Origin of the sequence: Cellulomonas marina (assembly GCF_900111925.1) — a bacterium.
GTDB lineage: Bacteria > Actinomycetota > Actinomycetes > Actinomycetales > Cellulomonadaceae > Cellulomonas > Cellulomonas marina.
Genome location: NZ_FOKA01000001.1, coordinates 456,785 through 482,771, shown reverse-complemented (window position 1 = coordinate 482,771; position 25,987 = coordinate 456,785). Strand labels below are relative to the sequence as shown.

At 77.0% G+C, this 25,987-nt stretch carries 21 protein-coding genes; 9 read left to right on the top strand and 12 right to left on the bottom strand.

Annotated features, from left to right (window positions below):
• Window positions 1-65: 65 nt before the first annotated feature.
• Both BM048_RS02145 and hflX read right to left on the bottom strand, forming a co-directional pair.
• A complete protein-coding gene (locus BM048_RS02145; protein ID WP_090030238.1) occupies window positions 66-2,321 on the bottom strand; it encodes an ATP-dependent DNA helicase in 2,256 nt (751 codons plus the stop codon).
• 93 nt (window positions 2,322-2,414) lie between these two features.
• A complete protein-coding gene (gene hflX, locus BM048_RS02140) occupies window positions 2,415-3,926 on the bottom strand; it encodes a GTPase HflX (protein ID WP_090030236.1) in 1,512 nt (503 codons plus the stop codon).
• Window positions 3,927-4,094: 168 nt separating this feature from the next.
• On the opposite strand from hflX, the gene BM048_RS02135 reads away from it, so the two are divergent.
• Entirely contained in the window at window positions 4,095-4,727 is a 633-nt protein-coding gene (locus tag BM048_RS02135) for a class I SAM-dependent methyltransferase (RefSeq protein WP_090030234.1), read from the top strand.
• Between the two features lie 8 nt (window positions 4,728-4,735).
• On the opposite strand, the gene BM048_RS02130 is transcribed toward BM048_RS02135, so the two are convergent.
• From BM048_RS02130 to BM048_RS02115, 4 genes are read right to left on the bottom strand one after another with little or no spacing between them, the layout of a single operon-like run.
• Complete coding sequence (locus tag BM048_RS02130) at window positions 4,736-5,071, bottom strand: thioredoxin family protein (protein ID WP_090030232.1); 336 nt, start codon at window positions 5,069-5,071, stop codon at window positions 4,736-4,738.
• Window positions 5,052-6,071: a diaminopimelate epimerase gene (locus BM048_RS02125; RefSeq protein WP_090030231.1), complete on the bottom strand. Its 1,020-nt coding sequence runs from the start codon at window positions 6,069-6,071 to the stop codon at window positions 5,052-5,054. The genes BM048_RS02130 and BM048_RS02125 overlap by 20 nt, the downstream gene beginning before the upstream one ends.
• Window positions 6,068-7,183, bottom strand: a complete 1,116-nt coding sequence (gene miaA / locus BM048_RS02120) for a tRNA (adenosine(37)-N6)-dimethylallyltransferase MiaA (protein ID WP_090030229.1) — start codon at window positions 7,181-7,183, stop codon at window positions 6,068-6,070. Before miaA ends, BM048_RS02125 begins: the two co-directional genes overlap by 4 nt.
• The gene (locus tag BM048_RS02115; RefSeq protein ID WP_139224269.1) at window positions 7,180-8,091 is read right to left on the bottom strand and encodes a hypothetical protein; all 912 of its coding nucleotides are present in this window, start codon (window positions 8,089-8,091) and stop codon (window positions 7,180-7,182) included. Before BM048_RS02115 ends, miaA begins: the two co-directional genes overlap by 4 nt.
• Window positions 8,092-8,212: 121 nt before the next feature.
• Between BM048_RS02115 and BM048_RS02110 the strand changes: the two genes are divergently transcribed.
• Together BM048_RS02110 and BM048_RS02105 are read left to right on the top strand one after the other, a co-directional pair.
• Window positions 8,213-8,800 (top strand): type III secretion system chaperone family protein, encoded by a 588-nt coding sequence (locus BM048_RS02110; RefSeq protein WP_090030225.1) that lies wholly within the window; start codon window positions 8,213-8,215, stop codon window positions 8,798-8,800.
• The gene (locus BM048_RS02105; protein WP_090030223.1) at window positions 8,797-9,318 is read left to right on the top strand and encodes a type III secretion system chaperone family protein; all 522 of its coding nucleotides are present in this window, start codon (window positions 8,797-8,799) and stop codon (window positions 9,316-9,318) included. Before BM048_RS02110 ends, BM048_RS02105 begins: the two co-directional genes overlap by 4 nt.
• Window positions 9,319-9,344: 26 nt before the next feature.
• Here BM048_RS02105 and miaB read toward each other — a convergent pair whose 3' ends face one another.
• Entirely contained in the window at window positions 9,345-10,976 is a 1,632-nt protein-coding gene (gene miaB / locus BM048_RS02100; RefSeq protein ID WP_090030523.1) for a tRNA (N6-isopentenyl adenosine(37)-C2)-methylthiotransferase MiaB, read from the bottom strand.
• A 303-nt stretch (window positions 10,977-11,279) separates the two neighbouring features.
• Here miaB and BM048_RS02095 point away from each other — a divergent pair, with 303 nt between their 5' ends.
• From BM048_RS02095 to BM048_RS02080, 4 genes are all read left to right on the top strand, one after another.
• The gene (locus BM048_RS02095) at window positions 11,280-12,143 is read left to right on the top strand and encodes an amino acid ABC transporter ATP-binding protein (RefSeq protein ID WP_090030221.1); all 864 of its coding nucleotides are present in this window, start codon (window positions 11,280-11,282) and stop codon (window positions 12,141-12,143) included.
• An 89-nt stretch (window positions 12,144-12,232) separates the two neighbouring features.
• Window positions 12,233-13,099: a glutamate ABC transporter substrate-binding protein gene (locus BM048_RS02090; RefSeq protein ID WP_090030219.1), complete on the top strand. Its 867-nt coding sequence runs from the start codon at window positions 12,233-12,235 to the stop codon at window positions 13,097-13,099.
• A gap of 101 nt (window positions 13,100-13,200) precedes the next feature.
• Window positions 13,201-13,890, top strand: coding sequence for an amino acid ABC transporter permease (locus BM048_RS02085; protein WP_090030217.1), 690 nt, complete (start codon window positions 13,201-13,203; stop codon window positions 13,888-13,890).
• Window positions 13,887-14,750, top strand: a complete 864-nt coding sequence (locus BM048_RS02080; RefSeq protein ID WP_090030215.1) for an amino acid ABC transporter permease — start codon at window positions 13,887-13,889, stop codon at window positions 14,748-14,750. Before BM048_RS02085 ends, BM048_RS02080 begins: the two co-directional genes overlap by 4 nt.
• A gap of 72 nt (window positions 14,751-14,822) precedes the next feature.
• Here the strand turns inward: BM048_RS02080 and rny are convergent, their stop codons facing one another.
• The 4 genes from rny to BM048_RS02060 all read right to left on the bottom strand — a co-directional run bounded on the left by rny (window position 14,823) and on the right by BM048_RS02060 (window position 18,979).
• Complete coding sequence (gene rny, locus BM048_RS02075) at window positions 14,823-16,559, bottom strand: ribonuclease Y (RefSeq protein ID WP_239078641.1); 1,737 nt, start codon at window positions 16,557-16,559, stop codon at window positions 14,823-14,825.
• Window positions 16,560-16,785: 226 nt separating this feature from the next.
• Window positions 16,786-17,376 carry a regulatory protein RecX gene (locus tag BM048_RS02070; protein WP_090030211.1) on the bottom strand — a complete coding sequence of 197 codons (591 nt, stop codon included), beginning with the start codon at window positions 17,374-17,376 and terminating at the stop codon, window positions 16,786-16,788.
• A 16-nt stretch (window positions 17,377-17,392) separates the two neighbouring features.
• Entirely contained in the window at window positions 17,393-18,436 is a 1,044-nt protein-coding gene (gene recA / locus BM048_RS02065) for a recombinase RecA (RefSeq protein WP_090030519.1), read from the bottom strand.
• 309 nt (window positions 18,437-18,745) lie between these two features.
• Window positions 18,746-18,979 (bottom strand): DUF3046 domain-containing protein, encoded by a 234-nt coding sequence (locus tag BM048_RS02060; RefSeq protein WP_090030209.1) that lies wholly within the window; start codon window positions 18,977-18,979, stop codon window positions 18,746-18,748.
• Window positions 18,980-19,177: 198 nt separating this feature from the next.
• On the opposite strand from BM048_RS02060, the gene BM048_RS02055 reads away from it, so the two are divergent.
• Together BM048_RS02055 and BM048_RS02050 are read left to right on the top strand one after the other, a co-directional pair.
• A complete protein-coding gene (locus BM048_RS02055; RefSeq protein ID WP_090030207.1) occupies window positions 19,178-24,232 on the top strand; it encodes an Lhr family ATP-dependent helicase in 5,055 nt (1,684 codons plus the stop codon).
• Between the two features lie 123 nt (window positions 24,233-24,355).
• Window positions 24,356-25,279 (top strand): DNA-formamidopyrimidine glycosylase family protein, encoded by a 924-nt coding sequence (locus BM048_RS02050; RefSeq protein ID WP_090030517.1) that lies wholly within the window; start codon window positions 24,356-24,358, stop codon window positions 25,277-25,279.
• A gap of 122 nt (window positions 25,280-25,401) precedes the next feature.
• Here the strand turns inward: BM048_RS02050 and BM048_RS02045 are convergent, their stop codons facing one another.
• Window positions 25,402-25,743 carry a helix-turn-helix domain-containing protein gene (locus tag BM048_RS02045; RefSeq protein WP_090030205.1) on the bottom strand — a complete coding sequence of 114 codons (342 nt, stop codon included), beginning with the start codon at window positions 25,741-25,743 and terminating at the stop codon, window positions 25,402-25,404.
• Window positions 25,744-25,987: the final 244 nt, after the last annotated feature.

Sequence of the window (25,987 nt, the reverse complement as noted above, 5' to 3'; positions counted from 1 at the left end):
CCCCGTGACCCCGCCGCACGGCTCGCGTCGGGGCGAGCGACCGCGCACGGCCGCCGCTGACGAGGTTAGCGGGCCTGCGACGACGCGGCCGGGGCGGGCCGCGCGAGCCGCCGCAGCGCGTCCCGGACGAGCGCCGGGTCGCTCGTCGGCCACAGGTCGGGGAGCGTGCGGCGCAGGACGTCGCCGTACCGGGCCGTGACCAGGCGCGGATCGAGCACCGCGACGACGCCGCGGTCGTCGACGGACCGGATGAGCCGCCCGGCGCCCTGCGCGAGCAGGAGCGCGGCGTGCGCGGCCGACACCGACATGAAGCCGTTGCCGCCGGCGCGGTCCACCGCCTGCGCCCGCGCCGCGCGCACGGGGTCGTCGGGCCGCGGGAAGGGGATGCGGTCGATGACGACGAGCCGGCACGTCGGCCCCGGCACGTCGACGCCCTGCCACAGCGACAGGGTGCCGAACAGGCACGTCGGCTCGTCGGCGGCGAACCGGGCCACGAGCGAGGGCAGCACGTCGTCGCCCTGCAGCAGGACCGGCACGTCCAGCCGTTCGCGCAGCGCGAGGGCCGCGGCCTCGGCCGCGCGCCGCGAGGAGAAGAGCCCGAGCGTGCGACCCCCGGCCGCCTCGACGAGACCGGCCAGCTCGTCGAGCTGGGCCTCCGTCGCCGGCTCGCGCCCGGGCGGCGGCAGGTGCCGGGCGACGTAGAGGATCCCCTGCCGTCGGTAGTCGAACGGGCTGCCGACGTCGAGCGCCCGCCACGGCAGCCGCTCGTCGCCCGACCCCTCGGCGGGGCCGGCCGTGGGACCTCCGGTCGGATCGTCGGCCGCGCCGACGGCCGTGCTGCTCGTCGCCGCGCCGCTCGTCGTCGTGCCGCCCGCCGTCGTGCCGCTCGTCGTGCCGGCCGCCGTCGTGCCACCCGCCGGCGCGGTCTCGTCGGCCCGCCGACGGGGCCCCTCGAGGCCGACCGACCGCGCCACGGGCTCGAACGCGCCGCCCAGCGACAGCGTGGCCGACGTCAGCACGCTGGCCCGGCCGGCCAGCAGGTGGGTGCGGACGAGGCCGCTGACGACGAGCGGCGCGGCGTGCAGCCGGGTCAGCGTGCTGCCCCGCCGGTCCTCCCCGCGGGCGCACCACAGCACGGTCCGCGACCGGTCGGCCGGGTCCGCGGCCATCTGCTCCGCCACCTCGAACAGGGCCAGCAGGGCACCCGTGGCCATCTTGCGCCCGCCGTCCGGCGGCCCCTTCGTCGCCCCCGCCTCGGGCCGGGTGGCGGTCATGAGCGTGCGCACGGCGTCGCGGACCGCGGCCACCGCGTCCCGCAGGCCCTCCGGCAGCCCGTCCGGGAAGCGGCCCTCGGGCAGGGTCACGAGCGCCGCGGCCAACGCCTGGCCGGCGGCGTCGAGGTCCGTCGTGGGCACCGCGAGGTGCCGGCGCACCAGCCGCGCGGCGTGCTCGACGGTCGCCAGCGACAGCTCCGCGGTCGCCTGGGCGGTGACGCGCTCGGCCAGCTCGTGCGCCTCGTCGACGACGAGCACGTGGTGCTCCGGCAGGACGCCCGGGGAGCCGGAGGCCGCGATCCCCAGCATCGCGTGGTTGGTCACGACGACGTCCGCCTCGCGCGCACGCGTCCGCGCCGCCTCGGGGAAGCACTCGGCCACGAGGGGGCACTGCTGCCCGAGGCACTCCATGGCCGTGACGGACACCTGCCGCCACGCGCGGTCGGTCACGCCGGGCACGAGGTCGTCGCGGTCACCCGTCGTCGTCTCGTCGGCCCACTCGCGCAGGCGGACCACCTGCTGGCCGAGCGTCTCGCCGCCACCACCGCCGCCGCCACCCGCGCGCCGCACGCCCGGGTCCGCGTCCACGGGCGGAGGGTGCTCCGCCGCGCCGGCCGCCTCGCCCAGCGCGAAGAGCGCCCCGGGCTCGTCCGCCGGGTACCCGCCCTGCACCTTGTGCAGGCAGAGGTAGTTGTGCCAGCCCTTGAGCAGCGCGACCTGCGGCGGGCGCGGCAGCCGTGGTGCCAGCGCCCGGGCGACGAGCGGCAGGTCACGCGTGACCACCTGCCGCTGCAGCGCCAGGGTCGCGGTGGAGACGACCACGCGCTCGTCCTCGAGCACCGCGTGCCGGACGGCGGGGACGAGGTAGGCGAGCGACTTGCCCGTGCCGGTCCCGGCCTGCACGAGGACGTGCTCCCCGGCCTCGACGGCGGCGGCCACCGCCTCCGCCATGGCCCGCTGCCCCTCGCGCGGCGCCCCGCCGAGCGCACCGACCGCCGCGTCCAGCAGCTCGCCGACCGCGGGGACGGTCCTGTCGGTCTGCGGCACCGCGACAGCCTAGTGCGGTGCACCGCCGCCCCGTCCGCGCGCCCGGTCCGGGCTGGGGACGGGGCCGTCGGTCACACCGTGCTCAGACCGCGCTCACACCGCGACGGAGCGCAGCTCGGCGGCCAGCGTCTCGTCGACGCGCGCCCGCAGCAGCGTCCCCTCGGGGCGGTGCTCCTCCGCGTCGATCTCGCCGTGCTCGTGCACCCGGTTGACCAGGTCGCCGCGCTCGTACGGCACGACGACCTCGACCGGGACGCCCGGGCGCGGCAGCTGGTCGGCGATCAGCTGCCCCAGCGCCTCGATCCCCTCACCCGTGTGCGCCGAGACGACGACGGAGTGCAGCTCCCGCGACCGCAGCCGGGCCACCACGGCCGGGTCGGCACGGTCGACCTTGTTGAGCACGACGACCTCGGGCACGTCCATCGCACCGGGGATGTCCGCGAACACGTGCCGGACGGCCGCGATCTGCCCCTCCGGGTCGGGGTGCGACGCGTCGACGACGTGGAGGATGAGGTCCGCGTCCGCCACCTCCTCCAGCGTCGAGCGGAACGCCTCGACGAGCTGGTGGGGCAGGTCGCGCACGAACCCCACGGTGTCGGCCAGCGTGTAGGTGCGGCCGTCGGGGGTCTGCGCGCGCCGGACCGTCGGGTCCAGCGTGGCGAACAGCGCGTTCTCGACGAGCACGCCGGCGCCGGTCAGGCGGTTGAGCAGCGAGGACTTGCCGGCGTTGGTGTAGCCGGCGATGGCGACGGACGGGATCGCGTTGCGGCGGCGCGAGGCGCGCTTGGTCGCGCGCGCCGGCTCCATGGCCGCGATCTCCCGCCGCAGCCGCGCCATGCGGTTGCGGATCCGGCGGCGGTCGAGCTCGATCTTCGTCTCGCCGGGGCCGCGGGAGCCCATGCCGGCGCCCGCGCCGCCCACCTGGCCACCGGCCTGGCGGGACATGGACTCGCCCCAGCCGCGCAGGCGCGGGAGCAGGTACTCCAGCTGCGCCAGCTCGACCTGGGCCTTGCCCTCCCGCGACTTGGCGTGCTGGGCGAAGATGTCGAGGATCAGCGCGGTCCGGTCGACGACCTTCACGCGGACGACGTCCTCCAGCGAGCGGCGCTGGGAGGGCGCGAGCTCCCCGTCGACGACGACCGTGTCGGCCCCGACGGCGGCGACGACGGTCGCCAGCTCGGCGGCCTTGCCCGACCCGAGGTAGGTGCTGGGGTCGGGCGTCGCGCGGCGCTGCAGGAGCCCGTCGAGCACCTGCGAGCCGGCGGTCTCGGCGAGGGCGGCCAGCTCGCGCAGCGAGACCTCCGCCTCGGCCGCGCTGCTGCCGGACCAGAGGCCGACGAGCACGACGCGCTCGAGGCGCAGCTGGCGGTACTCGACCTCGGAGACGTCCTCGAGCTCGGTCGACAGACCGGCGACGCGCCGCAGGGAGGTGCGCTCCTCGAGGTCGAGCTGCTCGCCGTCGTAGGTGGAGTGGACGGTGCCGCCGGCCTGCACGGCCGTCCCGGCGCGTGCGAGCACGCGCGCCACCACGTCGTCGGCCACCTCCTGCGGCGTCCGCTCGGCGGACGGCTGGGTCGGGCGGATGGTGGGGCGGGCGTCGTTCACGCAGGTCCTCCGGGTCGGTGCTGCCGGGCGGTCCCGCCGCGGCCCGTCCAGGGTGGCACGCGTCCCCCCTCCCACGCACGCGTTTTCGCCCTGGGCCGAGCGCCGGAGCCGGGTGGGGCGAGCCCGCCGACGCGCGGCGTCGGGCGACCGCGCCGGTAGCCTGCGCGGGTGGACGGGCCCGAGCACTACTTCACCGCCGCGCCGGCCTCCGACGGCGAGCTGCGCACGCGCCGGGTGGACCTCGCCGGGCGGGCGCTGACCGTCCGGACGGCCGGCGGGGTCTTCTCCCCCGACCACGTGGACCACGCCACGCGGGTCCTGCTCGACCACGTCCCCGACCCGCCGGCCGACGGGGACCTGCTCGACCTCGGGTGCGGGTGGGGTCCGCTGGCGCTGACGATGGCGCTGCTGTCCCCCGCCGCCCGCGTGTGGGCGGTGGACGTCAACGCCCGCGCGCTGGACCTCGTCCGGCGCAACGCCCCGCTCGTCGCCCCGGGGACCGTGCTGCCGGCGCTGCCCGACGAGGTGCCCGCCACCACGACCTTCACCGCCCTGTGGTCCAACCCGCCCGTGCGCGTGGGCAAGCCGGCGCTGCACGCGCTGCTGCTGCGCTGGCTGCCGCGGCTGGCGCCCGGGGCCTCGGCGCACCTCGTCGTCGGGAGGAACCTGGGCGCGGACCCGCTGCAGCGATGGCTCGTGGAGCAGGGCTGGGACTGCACGCGCACCGCGTCGTCCAAGGGCTTCCGCGTGCTCGAGGTCCGCGCGACGTCCCGCCAGCGGTCCAGCCAGCCGTCCAGCTAGCCGTCCAGCTAGCCGTCCAGCGCGGCGACGAGGGCCCGGGCCCGCGCCAGCCCGGGGACGCCCTCCAGCCGCGCGACGGGCCGGCCGCCGGCGTCGAGCACGACGACCGTCGGCGTGCGCACGACCTCGAACCGGGCCGCGAGCGCGGCGTCGTGGGCGACGTCGACCTCGACGTGCGCCACCCCGTCCGTCGTCGCCACCACGCGCTCCAGGACGCGCCGGGCCGCCCGGCACGGGGCGCAGAACCCGGTGGAGAGCTGCAGGAACGTGGCCCGGGAGCCGAGCCGGTCCGCCGGCAGGACGGGTGCGGCCCCGGGCGCGTCCTCAGGCGAGGAGGGCGTCACGGTCCAGCACCGCGTCCGCGACGAGCACCGCCGGCCCCGCGAGCTCGACGTGCCCGCCGGCGAGCACCCGGACGCGCACGGTCCCGCCCGGCACGTCGACGAACCAGGTGTCGGGCGCCCCGGCCCCCGCCCACACCCGCACGGCGAGCGCGGCGGCGCACGCCCCGGTGCCGCAGGAGCGCGTCTCCCCCACCCCGCGCTCGTGCACCCGCATGCGGGCGCGCCCGACGAGCCGGCCGTCCGCGCCCGTCTCCTCGCCCGTCGGCAGCACGAGCTCGACGTTCGTCCCGGCGGGCGGCGCGGGCTCGACCAGGGGCACGGCCGTCAGGTCCGCGGCGACGAGCGCGCCCTCGTCGGGCAGCACGACGACCGTGTGCGGGTTGCCGAGGTCGACGTCGAGCCCGGGCAGCCCCGGCGGCAGACCGGGCACCGTGACGGACGACCGGGCGTCCGGCAGCCCGGCCGGTGCCGCCGCGGGCCCCGCGCCGGGCCGGTCCCCGTCCCCGCCGCCCGTGCCGCCCGGCAGGCGCCACGGGCCCATGTCGACCGCGTACCAGTCGGGCTCCGGCGTGCCGTCGGCGCGGACGCCGGGCGCCGGCTCGTGCCGTACCACGCGCACGCCCGCACGCGTGCCGAGGACGAGGTCGCCGGTCGTGGGGTCCCACAGCCCGAGGCGCCGGGCCAGCAGGGCGGTGACGCGCACGCCGTTGCCGCACATCTCGGCCACGGACCCGTCCGCGTTGCGGTAGTCCATAAACTGGGTCGCGCGTGGGTCGTCGGCGAGCAGGGCCCGGCCCTCGGGCAGCGCCTCGCTCGCGACCAGGCGGATGACGCCGTCGCCGCCGAGGCCCGACCGCCGGTCCGCCAGCGCCCTTACGAGCGGCGCGTCGAGCTCCGTCCCGGGCTCGCGCCCGTCGAGCAGCACGAAGTCGTTCTGCGTGCCGTGCCCCTTGTGCACGTGCAGCGTGCGGGCGTGCGCGGGGGCGGCGGTCGTCGTCACGCGTCCAGCGTACGGGCGGCCCCCGGGCCGGAGCCGAGCGGCCGGCGCACGGGGCCGCGGTCGCCGGCCCCGGGCCCGTCCGTGGGCCCGTCCGTGGGCCCGTCCGTGGGCCCGTCCGTGGGCCCGTCCGGCCGCAGGTCGTCCGCGGACGCCCCGGCGGCGACGAGGCCGTCGGCGCGCGCGACCGCCGCCAGCGCGGCGCCGAGCAGGTCGCCCTCCTGCGCGTCGAGCCAGTGCACGCGCGGGTCCCGCCCGAACCACCCCATCTGCTTGCGGGCCAGCCGCCGGGTTCCGGCGACGACGTCCGCCCGGGCGGCGTCCTCGTCGCGCTCCCCGCGCAGGTGCGCCAGGACCTCCGCGTACCCGACCGCCCGCGAGGCCGTCCGGCCCAGCCCGCGTGCCGCGAGCCCCCGCACCTCGTCGACGAGGCCGTCGGCCCACATCCGCGCGACGCGCCGCTCGACCCGGGCGTCGAGGACCGCCCGGTCGCAGTCGAGCCCGAGCTGGAGGGCGGGCACCGCGTAGGCGTGGCGCGGGAGGTGGGCGCTGTAGGGGCGGCCGGTGAGGGCGACGACCTCGAGGGCGCGCACGACGCGCCGGGCGTTGCGCGGGCCGATCGACGCCGCCGCGACCGGGTCGACCCGCTCGAGCTCCGCGTGCAGCGCCCGCGCGCCCTCCCGCTCCACCCGCTCCTCGAGGCGGGCGCGGACCGCCGCGTCGGTCCCCGGGAAGTCGAGGTGGTCGAGCAGCGCCCGCACGTACAGGCCCGAACCGCCGACGACGACCGGCCGCCGCCCGCGCGCCACCACGTCCGCCACCGCCGCACGGGCGAGCGCCTGGTAGTCGGCCACCGACGCCTCCTCGGCGGGGTCGAGCACGTCGAGCACGTGGTGCGGCACGCCCCGGCGCGCCGCGGGCGGGACCTTGGCGGTGCCGACGTCCATCCCGCGGTACAGCTGCAGGGCGTCGGCGTTGACGACCTCGCCGTCGAGGGCCAGCGCGAGGGCGATCGCGAGGTCGGACTTGCCGGTCGCCGTCGGGCCGACGACGGCGACCACCAGCCCGGGGGCGGTCGGGACGGGAGGCAGCACCCGGGGCGCGGACGCGCTCATGCCCCGTCCGCCGCGGCCGGCAGCAGGAGCCCGACGGCATGGAGCACGCCGAGGGACGCATCCACGGCCGGCGGCGTCCCGACGTGGCCGGCCGCCGTCCGGGCGGCGAGGGCGCCCGCGAGGACCTGCCAGGGCGCCCAGGCGCTCACCGCGAGCGCGGCCGCCGTCGCCTCGTCGAGCCCGGCGGGCGGCGGCCCGTCCGGGGCCGCCCACGCGCCGGGGTCGCCCAGGGCGGCGACGAGGGCCTCGTCGACGGCCGGCGCACGGGGGTCGTCGGCCAGCGGGCCGTCGGGTCCGTGGCGCGCGCTGCCGGAGCCGACGACGAGCAGCAGCAGCGGCCCCGGCTCCGCCACGAGTGCCGCACCCCACCGGCGCAGCACCGCGGCCCTGCCGGCCGTGCGTCCGTCGGGTCCGGCGCCGCCCGCACCAGCCGCACCCGCCCCCGCGACCTCGAGGACCGCCGACACGGGCGCGGCGTCGAGGCCGGCCGCGACCAGGACGTGCAGGGCGACGGCCACGCCGGTGCCCGGCGCGCCGATCGCCGGGCGCGCCGCGGCGACCCCGGGCACGGGCGTCGCGTCCCGCACGTCGACCTCCGGCACGTCGACAACCGGCACGACCGCGCCGAGGGCGGCGTCCGGCACCCCGGCCGCGGCGAAGGAGCCCCGCAGCCGCCCGACGAGCGCGCGGTCCGCGGGACCCGGGGCGACGACCGCCACCCGGAGGTCGGTCGCCCGGGCGACGACGCCGTCGTCGGCCGGGGTCCCCGGCCGCTCCCCGAGCGCGGCAGCGCCACGCCGGACGGCCGCGACGGCAGCCGTGCGCAGGTCGGCGAGCGGGTCGGAGCGCCCGGCCACGCCGGGCACCAGCAGCGCGGTGTCCGGCAGGGCGACGACGGCGAGGGGCACGGTGCGCACGGTAGTCGCGCGCGACGACGTGCACGGGTGGCGCTCACCACGACGTGCACGAGGCGGGCACGACGACGTGCACGGTCGACCGCGTCGCGGGAGCGCCCGGTAGGGTCGGCCCATGGGCGTGTTCGACCGCGGACGGCGGTGGCTGGGCCGCAGGACCGCGCCGGCCGCGGAGGTGCCGCCGGTCGAGGACCTGACGGACGCGGAGCTGCAGGACCGGGTGGCCGCGCTGCTGGCCGCCGAGCTCGGGCCGGCCGAGCCGGGCGAGGAGCACCCGACCTCGGTGACGCCGGCGCGGATCGCCGCCTGGATGACGGACCACGACTTCAGCTACTTCGTCGACAACGACGGCGACCTCGGCGGGCTGTGGCGGGGCCGGCTGTTCTACTTCTTCCTCTTCGGGGAGCGCTCGGAGATCCTCCAGGTGCGCGGCCAGTGGCACCGCGAGGCGTCGATCGAGCGCCTGGAGGAGGTCCTCGACCTCTGCAACGAGTGGAACGCCGAGCGGATCTGGCCGAAGGCCTACGTGCGGGTGCGGGACAACGGCCGCGTCCACGTCGTCTCCGAGGTCGCCGTCGACCTCGAGCACGGGGCGACCGACGCCCAGCTCGGCCAGCTCCTGTACTGCGGCCTTTCGACGGGCAGCATGCTCTTCGACGCCCTCGACGAGCGGTACCCGGACCCGGCGGGGGTGGCCCCGTGACGAGCCCCGAGTGGCTGCTGCGCGTCCTGGGCGGGCGCCCGAAGCCCGTCAAGCGGCCAGTGCGCCGCGACCCGCCCACCCCGCTGACGCGCGAGCGCATCGCCGACCACCTGCGGGCGCGCGGCTACAAGTTCGCCGTGGACGACGACGGCGACCTCACCGGCACCTGGGACGGCTCGCGTTTCTGGTTCCTCACCCTCGGCGACGAGGCGGAGATCCTCCAGGTGCGGGGCCGCTGGCACCGCACGCTGCCGGTCGACCAGCGCGCGGCGGTCGGGCTGGCGCTGAACGACTGGAACCGCGAGCGCATCTGGCCCAAGGCCTACGTGCGCGAGGAGGAGGGCACGCTCGCGCTCTACAGCGAGGTGTCCGCCGACCTGGAGGCCGGTGTCACCGACCGGCAGCTCGCCCAGCTGCTCGCGTGCGGGCTCGGCACCGGCGTGCACATGTTCACCGCGCTGGACGCGCTCCTGCCGGCCGGCGACGGCGCGGCGGACGAGGACATCCCCGACAACTGACCGGCGGGGACGACCGACCGGCGCTCTCAGCGCAGCGGGCGGCCGAGCGTCGGCAGCCCGAGGACGACGGGGCCGGCCGGGGCCGGGGTGCCGCAGGCGTCCCCGCCGTGCGCGTGCTCGTCGCCCCCCGACTGCCGCGCCGCCCACGCGTCCCCCGCGCGGGTGCGGCGGACGGCGAACGTCCCGCCCGCGAGCGCGGAGTCGGCCACGAGGTGGTGCGGCGCCGCCCGGGTGACCGTGACGCGCACGAGGTCGCCCGGGCGCGGAGCGTCGTCGGGCGCCGCCTCCGGCGGGAGGGACAGGTGGACGAGCCGGCTGTCCTCGGCGCGGCCGGTGGTGCGGCGGCTGGCGCCGTCCTTGCGCCCCTCCCCCTCGGCGACCAGCACCTCGACCGTGCGCCCGACCTGGGCCTGGTTCTCCTCGAGCGAGATGCGCTCCTGCAGCGCGACGAGCCGCTCGTAGCGCTCCTGCACCACCGCCTTGGGCAGCTGGTCGGGCAGGTCGGCGGCGGGCGTGCCGGGGCGGGGCGAGTACTGGAAGGTGAAGGCGGAGGCGAAGCGCGACGCCTCGACGACCTCCAGGGTGCGGGCGAAGTCCTCCTCCGTCTCGCCCGGGAACCCGACGATGACGTCGGTCGTGATCGCGGCGTGCGGGATGGCCGCGCGGACCCGGTCGAGGATGCCGAGGAAGCGGTCGGCGCGGTAGGACCGGCGCATGGCGCGCAGCACGCGGTCGGAGCCCGACTGCAGCGGCATGTGCAGCTGCGGCATGACCGTGGGCGTCTCCGCCATCGCGGCGATCACGTCGTCGGAGAAGGACGCGGGGTGCGGGGAGGTGAACCGCACGCGCTCGAGCCCCGGCACCGCCCCGACCGCGCGCAGGAGCTGCGCGAACGCCGTCCGGTCGCCGAAGCCGACGCCGTAGGAGTTGACGTTCTGCCCGAGCAGGGTCACCTCCACGGCGCCCTGGGCGACGAGGGCCTCGACCTCGGCCAGCACGTCGCCGGGGCGGCGGTCGCGCTCCTTGCCGCGCAGGTGCGGCACGATGCAGAACGTGCAGGTGTTGTTGCAGCCGACGGAGATGGACACCCAGCCGGCGTAGACGGACTCGCGGCGCGTGGGCAGCGTCGAGGGGAAGACCTGCAGGGACTCGGCGATCTCCACCTGCGCGGCGGCGTTGTGCCGGGCGCGCTCGAGCAGCGCGGGCAGCACGTCGAGGTTGTGCGTGCCGAAGACGACGTCCACCCAGGGCGCGCGATCGACGATCGTCGAGCGGTCCTTCTGCGCCAGGCACCCGCCCACGGCGATCTGCATGCCGGGGCGCTCGCGCTTGCGGCCCGCCAGCCGGCCGAGGTTGCCGTACAGCTTGTCGGCCGCGTTCTCCCGGACCGCGCACGTGTTGATGACGATGACGTCGGCGTCCTCCGCCGCGGCCGACGCGGGGTCCGCGGGCACGTAGCCGGCCTGCTCGAGCATGCCCGCCATGTGCTCGGAGTCGTGCACGTTCATCTGGCACCCGAGGGTGCGCACGAGGTAGGTGCGCGCGTCCGGCCGGCCGGTGGTCGGGCCGTCGTGCACGGCGGCCTCGGCGCGCCCGTCGGCACCGGAGGCCGGGGCGCGCGTCGCGGGAGGGGCGGGGACGGTGAGCGTGGTGGACATCACCGCCCAGCGTACGGCGGGCGTCGGGCACTCCCGGCACACGCGCGGGCTGCCCGTCGCACGCCGACCGCCGGGCGCACCGGGCCGTCGAGGTCCGTGCGCCCGCGTCGGTGCTGGTCAGGGCCCGCCCGGCGCGCCGGCAGCCCGCGCTGCCGTGGCGTCCGGCGCCCGGGCGACGGCGTGCGCGGGCGACGGCCGGACGGGAGCCGCTCGACCGGACGAGGACGTCCCCGCGGCCGGACTGTGGCCCGTTCGTGACCATCGGTGCTGGTCACGACGCCCGATACGACCTAGTTTCACGGCATGGCCAGCCCTCCACCGGGTCCTCCCCCGCCCGACACCACGGTCGGCGGGACCGTCCCGAGCGCCCCGACGACCGCCGACGACGTGCCGCGACCGGCCGCCGCTCCCGCGAGCCGCTCCCCCGTCGGCGCGCCGCTCGTCGTGCTGCGCGGCGTGCAGAAGCACTTCGGCGCCCTCCACGTGCTCAAGGACGTGGACCTGAGCATCGGGCGCGGCGAGGTCGTCGTCCTCGTCGGGCCGTCCGGCAGCGGCAAGTCCACGCTGTGCCGCACGATCAACCGGCTGGAGACGATCGACGAGGGCACCATCACGATCGACGGCGCGCCGCTCCCGGAGGAGGGCCGCGCGCTCGCCCGCCTGCGCGCCGACGTCGGCATGGTGTTCCAGTCCTTCAACCTCTTCGCGCACCGGACCGTGCTGGAGAACGTCACGCTCGGGCCGACGAAGGCCAAGGGCGTCAAGCCGGCCGCGGCGAAGGCCCGCGCGCAGGAGCTGCTGGCGCGCGTCGGCGTCGCGGACCAGGCGGGCAAGCTGCCCGGGCAGCTGTCGGGCGGTCAGCAGCAGCGCGTGGCCATCGCGCGGGCGCTGGCCATGGACCCGAAGGTCATGCTGTTCGACGAGCCGACGTCGGCGCTCGACCCCGAGATGATCAACGAGGTCCTCGACGTCATGACCGCCCTGGCGGCGGACGGCATGACGATGCTCGTCGTCACGCACGAGATGGGCTTCGCCCGCCGGGCCGCGCACCGGGTGGTGTTCATGGACCGCGGGCAGGTCGTCGAGCAGGCGGAGCCGGAGCAGTTCTTCGCCGCCCCGCGCAGCGACCGCGCCCGCGACTTCCTGTCGAAGATCCTCACCCACTGACCGCACCGACAGCACCGACCGCACCGACCGAACGACGGCCGGGCCCACACCGCCCGGCCGGGAGCACCACCCACACGAAGGGGACCGACATGCGCGCACGACGACTCGCGGTGGCCATGGCCGCCGCGGCCACCCTCACGCTCGCCGGCTGTTCCGGCGGCGACGGCGGCGGAGGCACCGAGCCCGCGGCGAGCGGCAGCGCCGTCGCCGGAGAGGGCTCCTCGGAGACCCTCCGCATCGGCATCAAGTTCGACCAGCCGGGCCTGGGCTACCAGGACGGCTCCGAGTACACGGGCTTCGACGTCGACGTCGCCCGGTACGTCGCCGAGGCGCTCGGCTACTCCGAGGACCAGATCGAGTGGGTGCAGGCGCCGTCCGCGCAGCGCGAGAACCTGCTGCAGACCGGCCAGGTCGACATGATCTTCGCGACCTACTCGATCACGGACACCCGCAAGGAGGTCATCTCCTTCGCGGGCCCGTACTTCGTCGCGGGGCAGGACCTGCTCGTCGCGGCGGACGACGACTCCATCACCGGGCCGGAGGACCTCGAGGGCAAGAACCTGTGCTCCGTCACCGGCTCGACCTCCGCGCAGCGGATCAAGGACGAGTACGCGACCGGCACCAACCTGCTCGAGCAGCCCGGCTACGCCGAGTGCGTCACGGCCCTGACGTCCGGCGCGGTGGACGCGGTCACCACCGACGACATCATCCTCGCGGGCCTGGCAGCCCAGCCCGCCAACGAGGGTCAGGTGAAGGTCGTCGGCAACCCGTTCTCGGAGGAGAACTACGGCGTCGGGCTCCCGTTGGACTCCGACCGCTGCGAGGCCGTGACCGAGGCCATCACGGCGATGATCGAGGACGGCTCGTGGGAGCAGATCCTGCAGGACAACGTCGGCGCGTCGGGGTACGAGGCGAACGCCGACCTCAACCCGCCCACGCCCGAGGCCTGCGCCTGACCGGCACCGACCACTGACGCGGGTCCGCCGCGCCGCGCCCCCGGGCACGGCGGCGCGGCGGACCTGCGTCGCACGCACGACCGAGGGAGTGGAGGGCAGGCGTGGACGAGGGCTACCTCGCACGGCTGGGCACGCTGCTGGAGCAGTACGACGTGCCGGCGGCGTTCTGGGTCAACATCCAGCTCACCTTCTGGGCCGGCCTGCTCGCGCTCGCGCTGGGGACCGTGCTGGCCGTCATGCGCATCTCGCCCGTGGCGAGCCTGCGGGCGCTCGGCGCCGGCTACGTCACCGTGCTGCGCAACACGCCGCTGACGATCATCCTCGTGTTCTGCACCCTGGGGCTGTGGGGGCAGCTCGGCGTGACGCTGTCTTCCGACTTCACCAGCAACTTCTTCCGGCTCGCCGTGCTCGGCCTCGCGGTGTACCACGCGGCCTTCGTGTGCGAGGCCCTGCGCTCCGGCGTCAACACCGTGCCGGTCGGCCAGGCCGAGGCGGCGCGGGCGCTCGGCCTCCGCTTCAGCCAGTCGGCGCGGCTCGTGATCCTCCCGCAGGCCTTCCGGGGCGCGGTCGCCCCCTTGGGCAACGTCCTCATCGCGCTCATCAAGAACTCCACCGTCGCGGCCGTGGCGTCGGTGGCGGAGACCTCGGGGCTCATGCGCCAGATGATCGAGTTCCGGCCCGACGTCGTGCTGGGCATCTTCCTCGTGTTCGCGCTCGGGTACGTCGTGGTCGTCGTGCCCGTCGGGCTCGCGACGACCGCGCTGTCGCGCCGGCTGGCGGTGGCCCGGTGAGCGGGCGGTCGGTCCTGTTCGACGCGCCCGGGCCGGTGACGCGGCGCCGGGTGCTCGTCGCCAACGTGGTCGGTGGCGTGCTCGTCGCGGCCCTGGTCGCGGTGGTGCTGCTGCGGCTCGCTGAGAAGGGCCAGCTCGACGCGGCGCGGTGGTCGCCGTTCCTCACCGCAGGTCCGTGGACGAACTTCCTGCTGCCGGGCCTGGTGGAGACCCTGCGGGCGGCCGCGATCGCGATGGTCACGTCCGGGGTGTTCGGCCTCGTGTTCGGCCTCGGGCGCCTGTCGCCCTCGCGGGTCGTACGGGCGGTGTGCGGCACGGTCGTCGAGTTCTTCCGGGCGGTGCCCGTGCTGCTCATGATGATCTTCTTCTGGCTGGGCCTCGCCCAGCTCGACCTGTTCGCGCCGCAGGACCTCCCGCTCGTCGGCGTGGTGCTCGGGCTGACGCTCTACAACGGGTCCGTCGTTGCCGAGCTGGTCCGCTCCGGCGTGCACAGCCTGCCGAAGGGGCAGCGGGAGGCGGCGCTCGCCGTCGGGCTGCGGCCCGGGCAGTCGCTGCGGCTCGTCGAGGTCCCGCAGGCGCTCATCGCGATGCTGCCGGCCCTGGCCAGCCAGCTCGTCGTCATCCTCAAGGACACGGCGCTCGGCGTCATCATCACGTACCCCGAGCTGCTCGACAGCGCCCGTCGGCTCGGGTCGGGGCAGGGGAACATCCTGCAGTCCCTCGTGGTGGCGGCCGTCGTCTTCATCGTCATCAACGACCTGCTCACCCGCCTCGCCCAGTGGCTGGCCGGGCGTGCGGGCCGCCGCACCGCCGGGACCGCCAGCGCGGAGGCACCGGCCCTCACCGTCACCACGCGCTGAGCACCGCCGCGGCGACCTCCCGCGCGACCCATCTCGCCGGCCATGTCCAGGCGACGCCGGGAAGCCCCCGGCTCAGCCCGCCGTGGCGCTCGCGCGCAGCTCGCGCACGACCGTCACGCGGATCTCCCCCGGATAGCTGAGGTCCTGCTCGATGTGCCGGGCGATCGCGTCCGCCAGCCGCGGCAGGTCCTCGTCCCGCACCTCCTCGGGCTCGACGACGACGCGCACCTCGCGCCCGGCCGACATGGCCAGCGCCCGGCGGACGCCGCCGTGCTCGGCGACGAGGCTCTCCAGGCGCCCCATGCGCTCGACGAACTGGTCCAGCTCGTCGTGCCGGGCGCCCGGCCGGGCGGCGGAGATCGCGTCGGCGACCTGCACGAGCACCGCCTCCACGGTCTCGGGACGGACCTCGTCGTGGTGCGCGGCGATGGCGTTGACGACCGCCGCGCTCTCGCCGCACCGGCGGGCCAGGGCCGCGCCGACCTCGGCGTGCGTGCCCGGAAGCTCGGCCGTCAGCGCCTTGCCGACGTCGTGCAGGAACGCCCCGCGCCGCGCCAGCGCGACGTCCGCCCCCACCTCGGCCGCCAGGGCCGCCGCGAGCAGCGCGCACTCGACGAGGTGCTCGAGCACGTCCTGCCCGTAGGACGTCCGCAGCCGCAGCCGGCCCAGCGTGCGCACGAGCTCGGGGTGCAGGTCGGCCACCCCGGCGCGCGCCGCCGCCGCGTGGCCGGCCGCCTCCGTGCGGTCGTCGGCACCCGCGAGCGCGTCGGCGTACGCGCTCTCGATCCGCGGCGGGCTGATCCGGCCGTCGAGGAGGAGGGACTCCATGGCGACCCGGGCGACCTCCCGTCGCTCCGCGTCGAAGCCGGACAGCACCACGGTCCCCGGCACCTCGTCGACGAGGACGTCCACGCCGGTCAGGGCCTCGAAGGCACGGATGTTGCGCCCCTCCTTGCCGATCACCCGTCCCTTGAGCTCGGGCGCGGGCAGACGGACGCTGACGACCGAGACCGCCGAGCTCGACGGGCCCGCCAGCCGCTGCACCGCCGTGGTGACGGCGCGGGTCGCCCTCGCCTGGGCGGACCGGCGGGCGGCCGCCTCCAGCCGGCGCACCTGCGCCTCGGCGTCGCGCTCGGCGTCGGCCACGAGTCGGCGCCGCAGCTCCTCCCGCGCCTCCTCCACGTTCAGGCCCGCCGTCGCCTCGACCGTCCGCAGCGCCTCCGCCTGCGCCGCCGCGACGACGGCCTCCGCGTCCTGCCGGGCCTGCTCGCGCGTGCCGGCCACCTGCCGCCGCACGTCGGCCAGCAGGTCGCCCGCCTCGCGGCGAGCCGCTGCGAGCACGTCGTCGGCCTCGCGGCGAGCGCCCGTCAGCACCTCCCCCGCCTCTCGACGGGCGCCGGCCAGCACACCGTCCGCCGCACGGCGGGCACCCTCGACCGTCTCGTCGGCGAGCCGGCGCGCCGCCGCCACCCGCTCCTGGTCCTCGGCGAGGCGTACGGCACCGGCCTCCGTCCGCGCCGCGAGGGCGCCCACCGCCGCCTCCCGCACCGCGAGGGCGGCCTCCGCCTGCCGCAGGTCGGACGAGCGCTGCTCGACCGCTCCCTCGCGGGACGCCACCGCGCGCTCCCGGTCGCCGAGCGCCTCCTCGCGCCGCCGCACCGCCTCCTCGCGGCCGTGCAGCGCCTCCTCGCGCCCGTCCTGCGCCGGGGCACGACCGCCCGCCGCCCGACGGGCGCCGAGCACCAGGACGGCCGCGAGCACGAGCACGACCAGCACCACCACCGTGGCGACGACCGGGGCTGACGGCACGTCCACCTCCTCGACGTCGACGGGGCCGCGGCGCGGCCGGAGGGCTCATCCTCGCCCACGCAGCCCTGCCGTCGTCGCCGACCGCGCCGCGCCCGCCCCGCCCGCACAGGACGGGTGAGTCCGACAACCGCTCGCGACAACCGCTCGGGACGACCGGCTCGCGACGACCGGCTCGCGACGAGCCGAAAAGGCCGCGCCCCTTTCCTGACCGTGCTTGGCAGTACAGCTAGTCCATGCCCAGCTCGTCGGTGTCGGGCAGGCTCACACCGTCGGTCCCGGCCGCCAGCTCCTCGCGGACGAGCCGCAGCACCAGTCCGGGCGCGTACCCCTTGCGACCGAGGGCCGCCACGGTCCGCCGGACGCGGACCTGCGCGTCCAGACCGGCGGTGGCGGCCAGCCGCCGGCGCACGAGGCCGCGCGCGGCCCGCTCCTCGTCGTCGGCGTCCACCGTCGCCAGGGCCTCGGCCGCCGTCTCCTCGTCGATGCCCCGACGACGCAGCTCGGCGCCGATGGCACGCCGTGCGAGCCCGCGCTCGGCCTGGCGCGTGCGCACGAGGACCCGGGCGAACTCCGCGTCGTCGACGAGCCCGACCTCGGTGAAGCGGTCGAGCACGCGCTCGGCCACGTCCTCGGGCACGTCCTTGCGGGCCATCGCCTCGGCCAGCTGGTGCCGGCTGCGCGCGGCACCCGTGAGCAGCCGTAGCGCGACCGCGCGCGCGACGGCCTCGGCGTCGGGTTCCCGGTCCTGCAGGGCGGAGCCGGTCGGGGGCGGCTCGTCCGTCGGCCGCCCCCGGCCCCGCCTCGTCCCTGTCACCATCAGAGGGCGGGCACGGTCAGAAGTCGACCGGGACCGCGTCGTCCGCCGGGGCGTCGACGCGGGCGCCGACCCCCAGCTTCTCCTTGATCTTCTTGTCCAGCTCGTCCGCCAGCTCGGGGTTGTCGCGCAGGAACGACCGCGCGTTCTCCTTGCCCTGGCCGAGCTGGTCGCCCTCGTACGTGTACCAGGCACCCGACTTGCGGACGAAGCCGTGCTCCACCCCCATGTCGATGAGGCTCCCCTCCCGGGAGATCCCGACGCCGTAGAGGATGTCGAACTCGGCCTGCTTGAAGGGCGGCGCCAACTTGTTCTTGACGACCTTGACCCGGGTCCGGTTGCCGACCGCGTCGGTGCCCTCCTTGAGGGTCTCGATGCGGCGGATGTCCATCCGCACGGAGGCGTAGAACTTCAGCGCCTTGCCGCCGGTGGTGGTCTCGGGGGAGCCGAAGAAGACCCCGATCTTCTCCCGCAGCTGGTTGATGAAGATCGCCGTGGTGCCGGAGGAGTTGAGCGCACCGGTGATCTTGCGCAGCGCCTGCGACATGAGCCGCGCCTGGAGGCCGACGTGGCTGTCGCCCATCTCCCCCTCGATCTCGGCCTTGGGCACGAGGGCGGCGACCGAGTCGATGACGACGATGTCGATCGCGCCGGAGCGGATCAGCATGTCCATGATCTCGAGCGCCTGCTCACCCGTGTCCGGCTGCGAGACGAGCAGCGCGTCGGTGTCGACGCCCAGCTTCTTCGCGTACTCCGGGTCCAGCGCGTGCTCCGCGTCGATGAAGGCGGCGATCCCGCCGGCGCGCTGGGCGTTGGCCACCGCGTGCAGGGCCACCGTCGTCTTGCCGGACGACTCCGGGCCGTAGATCTCGATGACGCGGCCGCGGGGCAGGCCGCCGATCCCGAGCGCCACGTCCAGGGCGATGGAGCCCGTGGGGATGACCTCGACGGGGGCGCGCCCCTCGTCGCCGAGGCGCATCACCGACCCCTTGCCGAACTGGCGGTCGATCTGGCTGAGGGCGACCTCGAGAGCCTTCTCGCGGTCCTTGGGTGCTACGGGCATGGCGTCCACCTGTCGTCCTGGGCAGCGGGTGCGCTGCGGCCTGCGGGGGCTGGTCTCTGACGCGGCTGACGGTATGCCCGACCACCGACACGCCGGCCGGGACGCGGCGCCGGGCGTCCGGGTGCCCCCGCGACGGGGGCTGGGGACGGCTCGACGCGGCACCGACCGGTGTCAGCCGTGCACGACTCTAGCCGTACGCATGTTCGACGACGTGCGACACGCCGTGGCGGCGTCCGCGCCTCCGCACGCCGGCCCTCCCGCCCCCGCAGCGCCCGGACCGCCCCTTCGCCTCGTCGCCGACGCGCGCCCTCAGCGGGACGGAGGAGCGGGCCGGCGGTCGTCCTGCCCCCACCGGCGCGCGTCGGGCACCTCGAGGGCGTCGCACAGGGCGTGCCACACGTCGCGGGGCGGGACCCCGGCGTCGAGCGCCTCCTGCGCGGAGCGCCCGCCGACCGCCCCGAGCACGAGCTCCTGGGCGAGCACCCGCCCCTGCGCGCGGCCGAGCACCTCGTCGACCAGGGCCCAGAACTCGCGGTACGTCACGGCACCAGCCTGCCACCCGACCCGCGGCCCGCGCCCGCCGTCACCCGCCGCGCGGCGCGGGGCACCACGCCCGTGCGGCCTCCGGTGCAGCCTCCCGTGCAGCCTCCCGTGCAGCCACGCCCGTGCAGCTGCGACGCGCGCCTGTGCGTCCGCCGGGGGCGTCGCGCGCGTGTCGGTGGTGGCTGCGACGATGACGCCGTGCTGAGCGAGGGCTTCTCCGAGCCGACCCGGAGCTGGTTCGCCGGGGCCTTCCACGCGCCCACGGCGGCCCAGACGGGCGCCTGGGAGGCCGTGCAGGGCGGGGCGCACGCGCTGGTCGTCGCCCCCACCGGCTCGGGCAAGACGCTCGCCGCGTTCCTGTGGGCGCTCGACGGGCTGCTCACCGGTCCGCCGGTCGAGGAGGCGGTCCGCCGCTGCCGCGTGCTGTACGTCTCGCCGCTCAAGGCCCTGGCCACGGACGTGGAGCGCAACCTGCGCTCGCCGCTCGTCGGCATCCGCCAGGCCGCCACCCGGCTGGGCCGGTCGCTGCCCGACGTGACGGTGGGCATCCGCACCGGGGACACGCCGCCCGCGGAGCGCCGGTCCTTCGCCACCCAGCCGCCCGACATCCTCATCACGACGCCCGAGTCGCTGTACCTCGTGCTGACCTCCGCCGCGCGCGCCGGCCTGAGCGGCGTGCGCACGGTCATCCTCGACGAGATCCACGCGGTGGCGGGCACGAAGCGGGGCGCCCACCTCGCGCTGTCGCTCGAACGCCTCGACGCGCTGCTCGAGGCTCCCGGCGGCCCCGGGCCGGCGCAGCGGGTGGGCCTGTCCGCGACCGTCCGGCCCGTCGACGCGGTGGCCGCCTTCCTCGGCGGCGCCCGCGCGATCGAGGACGGCGGGCGTCCCGTCCGGGTCGTCCAGCCCCCGTCGACGAAGACGATCGAGGTCGACGTCGTCGTACCCGTGCCCGACCTGGGCGACATCGCGTCGGCGGGTCCGGCGCACGACCGGCCCACGCCGGAGGGGGCGGTCCCGGCCGGGGAGCTCGACCTCACCGGGCAGGGCGGCGGAGGCACGCCGCGCGCGTCGATATGGCCCCACGTCGAGGAACGCGTCGTGGACCTCGTCGGCGGTCACCGCTCCACGCTGGTCTTCACGAACTCCCGGCGCGGCGCCGAGCGCCTCACGGCGCGCATGAACGAGATCTGGGCCGAACGCCACGGCGTCGACGTGCCGGACCGCGGCACGCTGCACGCCGCCGCCGTGCAGGCGCAGTCCGGCGCCTCCGCGGGGATCGACACGACGGACGCCGCGCAGGTCCTCGCCCGTGCGCACCACGGCTCCATGAGCCGCGCCGAGCGCACCCGCACGGAGTCCGAGCTCAAGGCGGGGCGCCTGCCCGCGGTCGTCGCGACGAGCTCGCTCGAGCTCGGCATCGACATGGGCGCGGTCGACCTCGTGGTCCAGGTCGGGTCGCCCCCGTCGGTGGCGAGCGGCCTGCAGCGCGTGGGACGGGCGGGGCACCAGGTGGGCGCGGTGTCGCGCGGCGTCGTCTTCCCCACCTTCCGGGGCGAGCTCGTGCCCGCGGCGGTGACGGCCGAGCGCATGCGGCGCGGGGAGCTGGAGCCCCTCGGCGTGCCGGCCAACCCCCTCGACGTGCTGGCACAGCAGGTCGTCGCGATGGTGGCGGTCGAGGACTGGCCGGTCGAGGACCTGGCACGCGTCGTCCGCCGGGCGGCCCCCTACGTCACGCTCGGGGACGCGACCCTGCGCGCGGTGCTCGACATGCTGGCGGGGCGCTACCCGAGCGAGGAGTTCGCCGAGCTGCGCCCGCGCGTCGTCTGGGACCGGGTCACCGACGTGCTGACGGCCCGGCCGGGGGCGCTGCGCCTGGCGGTGACCAGCGGCGGCACCATCCCCGACCGGGGGCTGTACGGCGTCTTCCTCGCCGCGGGCGCGACGACGACGGACGTCCCGGCGGACGCGGAGACCGGCGCGGGCCGGCAGCGCGGCGGCCGGCGCGTCGGGGAGCTCGACGAGGAGATGGTGTACGAGTCCCGCGTGGGCGACACCTTCACCCTCGGGTCGAGCACCTGGCGCATCGAGGAGATCACGCCCGACCGCGTGCTCGTCAGCCCCGCACCCGGCGTCCCCGGCCGGCTGCCCTTCTGGAAGGGCGACTCCCCGGGCCGGCCCGTCGAGCTCGGCCGCGCGATGGGCGGCTGGGTGCGCGAGCTCGTCGCGCTGGACGACGCGGACGCCCGGGCCCGGGCCGAGGCCGCCGGCCTCGACGGCTGGGCCGCCGACAACCTGCTGACGTACGTGCGCGAGCAGGCGGAGGCCACGGGCCAGGTGCCCACCGACCGCACGCTCGTGCTCGAGCGCTTCCGCGACGAGCTCGGCGACTGGCGGGTGGTCCTGCACTCGCCCTTCGGCGCGCGCGTGCACGCCCCCTGGGCCCTCGTCATCGGCGCCCGCCTGCGCGAGCGGTTCGGCGTGGACGCGGCCGCCCTGCACTCCGACGACGGGATCGTCCTGCGCCTGCCCGACGTGCTCGACGCCGAGACCTGGGACCCCGGCGCCGCCGACCCGGACGGGTCGGGACCGGCCATCACCGTCGCGGACCTCCTCGTCGAGCCCGAGGAGGTGCTGGATCTGGTCCGCTCGGAGCTCGGCGGGTCGGCCATGTTCGGCGCCCGGTTCCGGGAGGCCGCCAGCCGGGCGCTGCTGCTCCCCCGCCGGCGGCCGGACCGGCGGCAGCCCCTGTGGCAGCAGCGTCAGCGGTCGGCCCAGCTGCTGCAGGTGGCGGCCGGGCACCCGGGGTTCCCCATCCTGCTCGAGGCGGTGCGGGAGTGCCTCCAGGACGACTTCGACACCGCCGCCCTCGCCGACCTCATGCGGGACGTCGCGGCCCGGCGCATCCGCGTCGTCGAGGTCACGACCCCGCACCCGTCCCCCTTCGCCCAGACGCTGCTCTTCGGCTACACCGCGCAGTTCCTGTACGACGGCGACGCACCGCTCGCCGAGCGCCGGGCGGCGGCCCTCACCCTCGACCCGACGCTGCTGGCCGAGCTCCTCGGCCAGGGCGGGGAGTCCCAGCTCGCCGACCTGCTCGACCCGCAGGCCGTCGAGCAGACGGAGGCCGAGGTGACGGGCACCGCCCCGGACCGGCGGGCGGGGACCCTCGAGCAGGTGGCGGACGTCCTGCGCCGGCACGGTCCGCTGACCTCGGCCGCCGTGCTCGAGCGCACGCGCGCCGAGGTCGCGGACGAGGTGCGCGGGTGGCTCGAGGAGCTCGAGCGCACCCGGCGGGCCATCCGCGTGCGCCTCGGCGGGGTCGCGCCCGACGACGCCGAGCAGTGGGCGGCCGTCGAGGACGCCGGCCGCCTGCGCGACGCGCTCGGCGTCGCCCTGCCCGTCGGGGTGCCGGAGGTGTTCACGGAGGTCCTGCCGGACCCGCTCGGCGACCTGGTGCGACGCCACGCCCGCACGCACGGCCCGTTCACCGCGCACGCGCTCGCCGCCCGCTTCGGGCTGGGGGTGGCGGTGGTCCAGGACGTGCTGCGGCGGCTGGAGTCTGCACGCGTCGTCGCCCAGGGCCGGCTCCGGCCGGAGGTGCTGGGCGGCACGGGCGACGAGTACTGCGACGCCGAGGTCCTGCGCACGCTGCGGCGGCGCAGCCTGGCGGTCCTGCGGGCCCAGGTCGAGCCCGTCGAGCCTGCCGCGCTGGGCGTGTTCCTGCCCCGGTGGCACGGCGTCCGGCCCGCGGTGGGGCCCGCCCGCAGCGCCGGTGCGGCGGTGCACCGCGGGGTCGACGGCGTCGCCCGGGTCGTCGAGCAGCTCGCCGGGGCGGTCCTGCCGGCTTCCGCGCTCGAGACGCACGTGCTGCCCGCGCGCGTGGCCGACTACGTCCCGGCCATGCTCGACGAGCTGACGGCCGCGGGTGAGGTCGTGTGGGCGGGGCACGGGGCGCTCAGCGGGCACGACGGGCTGGTCTCGCTGCACCCGACCGCCGTCGCCGACCTCACGCTCCCGCTGCCCGACGCCGAGGCGGAGCTGACCGACCTGCACCGCGCGGTCCTGGCGGCGCTGGAGGGCGGGGGCGCCTTCTTCCTCACGGCGCTGGCAGGACGGGTGGGTGCGGCCCTGCCCGGGCCGGTGCCGTCGGCGTCGGTCGCCGCCGCCCTGTGGGACCTCGTGTGGGCCGGTCACGTCACCAACGACTCCCTGGCGCCGCTGCGGGCCTGGTTGGGCACCGGCTCCACCGCCCACCGCACCCGCAGCGCCGCGCCGCGCAGCCGTCCGCTGCGGCCGCGGCTCGGCCTGCGGACCGCGGGCCGCCTCGGCGGCCTGCCCCTGCCGGGGGGCGGTGCCGGCACCGCCCACGACGGGGGCGTCGCCGTCGGTCCGGACACGCAGGGAACGGCGGCCGTACGGGGCGACGCCGTGACGGCCGCCGCGCTCCACGCGGGGGCTGCGGGTGGCCGCTGGTCGCTCCTGCCGGTGCGGGAGGAGGACCCGACCGTGCGCGCGCACGCACTGGCCGCCCAGCTCCTCGACCGGCACGGCGTGCTCACGCGCGCCGTGGCACCCGCGGAGGGCATCGGCTCCCGGTTCGCGCAGGTGTACCGCGTGCTGGTCGCGCTCGAGGCGGCGGGCCAGGTCCGGCGCGGCTACTTCGTCGAGCGCCTGGGCGGGTCGCAGTTCGCCCTGCCCGGCGCGGTCGACCGGCTCCGCACGGACGCGGAGGTCGTCACCCGGGCGCGCGAGCACGCCCGGGAGGAGTCCGAGCGGTCGACGGAGGGCCCCGACCTGCCGTGGACCACCCCGGTGAGCGCCGAGCGCCGCGAGGACGTGCCGTGGTCGGTCGTGCTCGCCGCCACCGACCCCGCCAACCCCTACGGTGCCGCCCTGGCGTGGCCGGACCCGCCCGCGGAGACCGAGGGGTCCGGCACCACCGGCCGGCACCGACCGGGGCGCAAGGCGGGCGCGCTCGTCGTCCTGGTCGACGGGGACCTCGTGCTGTACCTCGAGCGCGGCGGGCGCACGGTGCTGTCGTTCGACCGGTCACCGGCCGTGCTGCACGCCGCCGCGCAGGCCCTGGTCGCCACGGTGCGCAGCCGCGGCATCGGCCGGATCACGATCGCCCGCGCCGACGGCGTCGACGTGCTCGGCGGGGGCACGCTCCGCACACCGCTCGGCGAGGCGCTCCTCGCCGCCGGCTTCCTCGCCACCCCGCGCGGGCTCAGCATCCGGGGGCAGGCGTGAGGACGGCGACGGGCGCACGGGTGGGCGCAGGTGTGGGCGCAGGTGTGGGCGCAGGCGTGGGCGCAGGCGTGGCCGCAGGTACGGGCGATCGGACGCAAGCGGGCCGACGCCGGGAGGGTGACCGTGCCCGAGGGTGACACGCTGCGCCGGACGGCGGCGCGGCTCGACCTCGCGCTGCGGGACGGGGTGCTGGACCGCAGCGACCTGCGGTGGCCGTCCGCGGCGACGGTCGACCTCACCGGCAGCACCGTGCTAGAGACCCGGCCCTACGGCAAGCACCTGCTCACGCGGGTGTCGGACGGACGCACGCTGCACACGCACCTGCGGATGGACGGCTACTGGCGCGTCGTCCGGACGGGCTCGTCGGAGGCGGCCGCGCGCTCGCCCAAGGTGCGCGCCGTGCTCGCGGCGGGGCCGTGGACGGCCGTCGGCCACCTGCTCGGGATGCTCGACGTCGTCCGGAGCACGGACGAGGTGACCCTCGTGGGTCACCTCGGACCGGACGTCCTCGACGACGACTTCCTTCCCGACCCCGAGGAGCCGACACCCACGCTGCCCCCGCTCGCCCCCACGCCCGTCGGGATCGACGACCCGGGGCGACGACGCTGGGAGGGTCCGGGGCTCGAGGAGGCGCTGCGCCGGTGGGACCGCCAGGGCGGCCGCCCGGTCGCGGAGGTCCTCCTCGACCAGACGGTCGTCGCGGGCCTCGGGACGATCTGGACGGCCGAGTCGCTGTTCGCGCGGCGGGTGTGGCCCTGGACGCCGGCCGTGGAGGTGGACCGGCCGGACCTCGTGCTGCGAGCCGCGCGGGCGCAGATGCGGCGCTCGGTGGCGGCCGGGGAGGAGCTGGCCCGGGTGCACCAGCGCGCCGGCCGGCCGTGCCCGCGCTGCCGCACCCCCCTCGTGGAGGGCTCCGTGGGGGTGCTCCCGACGGCACGGCCGACGACCTGGTGCCCGGTGTGCCAGGCGGACCCGCACCACCGGCCCGCACCGCCGGTCGTGCACCGCTGGACGGGCGTCGCCGCCGCCGAACGCCGCCGGCACTGAGCCGTCGCGCCGCCGAGGCGCACGACGCCCGGTGGCTCGGGCACGGACGCCAGGAGCGCCGCACCCCTGCGGGTGCGGCGCCCCTGATCGTGCTCTGCCGCCGACGCCGGCGGACGTGGCCGTCAGCCGACGGGCGCGAGCTCCGCCCGCGGCCGGTCCCAGTCGCCGTCCCCGGCGCGCCGGACGCGCACCTCGAGATCGGCGGGCACCGTGTCCGGGATGTGCAGGCCCTCGGCGACGGCGATCCGGTCGCTCACCTCACGCAGGACCGACGACATCGGCACCGACAGCGCCGAGCAGATGCTGTGGAGCAGCTCCGACGACGCCTCCTTCTGACCACGCTCGACCTCGCTCAGGTACCCGAGGGACACCCGAGCAGCCGACGACACCTCGCGCAGGGTCCGACCCTGCCGCTGCCGCGCGTCCCGCAGCACGTCACCGATCTCACGACGCAGTACGACCATCTGGGTCCCTCCTCCCGCGCCACGTCCTGCTCCCTGGACCTCGGCACGGAGGACACGACCGGAGTCCCGGCCGACCGACCCGTCCCGCACCACCTGCCCGCCGGCACCCGACGGGCCGACGTCCTTAACGTACCGTGGCGCACCGACACGCGCCCTCGGCCGCACCATCGACCGCTCCGCTGACATCACGAGTGGTCCAACGCCCGGACCCGCACGCGTGTTCCCCCCGCCGTTCTCTCCCCAG

What these genes read in the sequence shown, in the direction of transcription:
- miaA (WP_090030229.1), bottom strand. Translation starts at nt 7,183, where the DNA reads ATGAGCGCGTCCGCGCCCCGGGTGCTGCCTCCCGTCCCGACCGCCCCC.
- BM048_RS02110 (WP_090030225.1), top strand. Translation starts at nt 8,213, where the DNA reads ATGGGCGTGTTCGACCGCGGACGGCGGTGGCTGGGCCGCAGGACCGCG.
- miaB (WP_090030523.1), bottom strand. Translation starts at nt 10,976, where the DNA reads ATGTCCACCACGCTCACCGTCCCCGCCCCTCCCGCGACGCGCGCCCCG.
- BM048_RS02095 (WP_090030221.1), top strand. Translation starts at nt 11,280, where the DNA reads ATGGCCAGCCCTCCACCGGGTCCTCCCCCGCCCGACACCACGGTCGGC.
- BM048_RS02090 (WP_090030219.1), top strand. Translation starts at nt 12,233, where the DNA reads ATGCGCGCACGACGACTCGCGGTGGCCATGGCCGCCGCGGCCACCCTC.
- BM048_RS02070 (WP_090030211.1), bottom strand. Translation starts at nt 17,376, where the DNA reads ATGGTGACAGGGACGAGGCGGGGCCGGGGGCGGCCGACGGACGAGCCG.
- recA (WP_090030519.1), bottom strand. Translation starts at nt 18,436, where the DNA reads ATGCCCGTAGCACCCAAGGACCGCGAGAAGGCTCTCGAGGTCGCCCTC.
- BM048_RS02045 (WP_090030205.1), bottom strand. Translation starts at nt 25,743, where the DNA reads ATGGTCGTACTGCGTCGTGAGATCGGTGACGTGCTGCGGGACGCGCGG.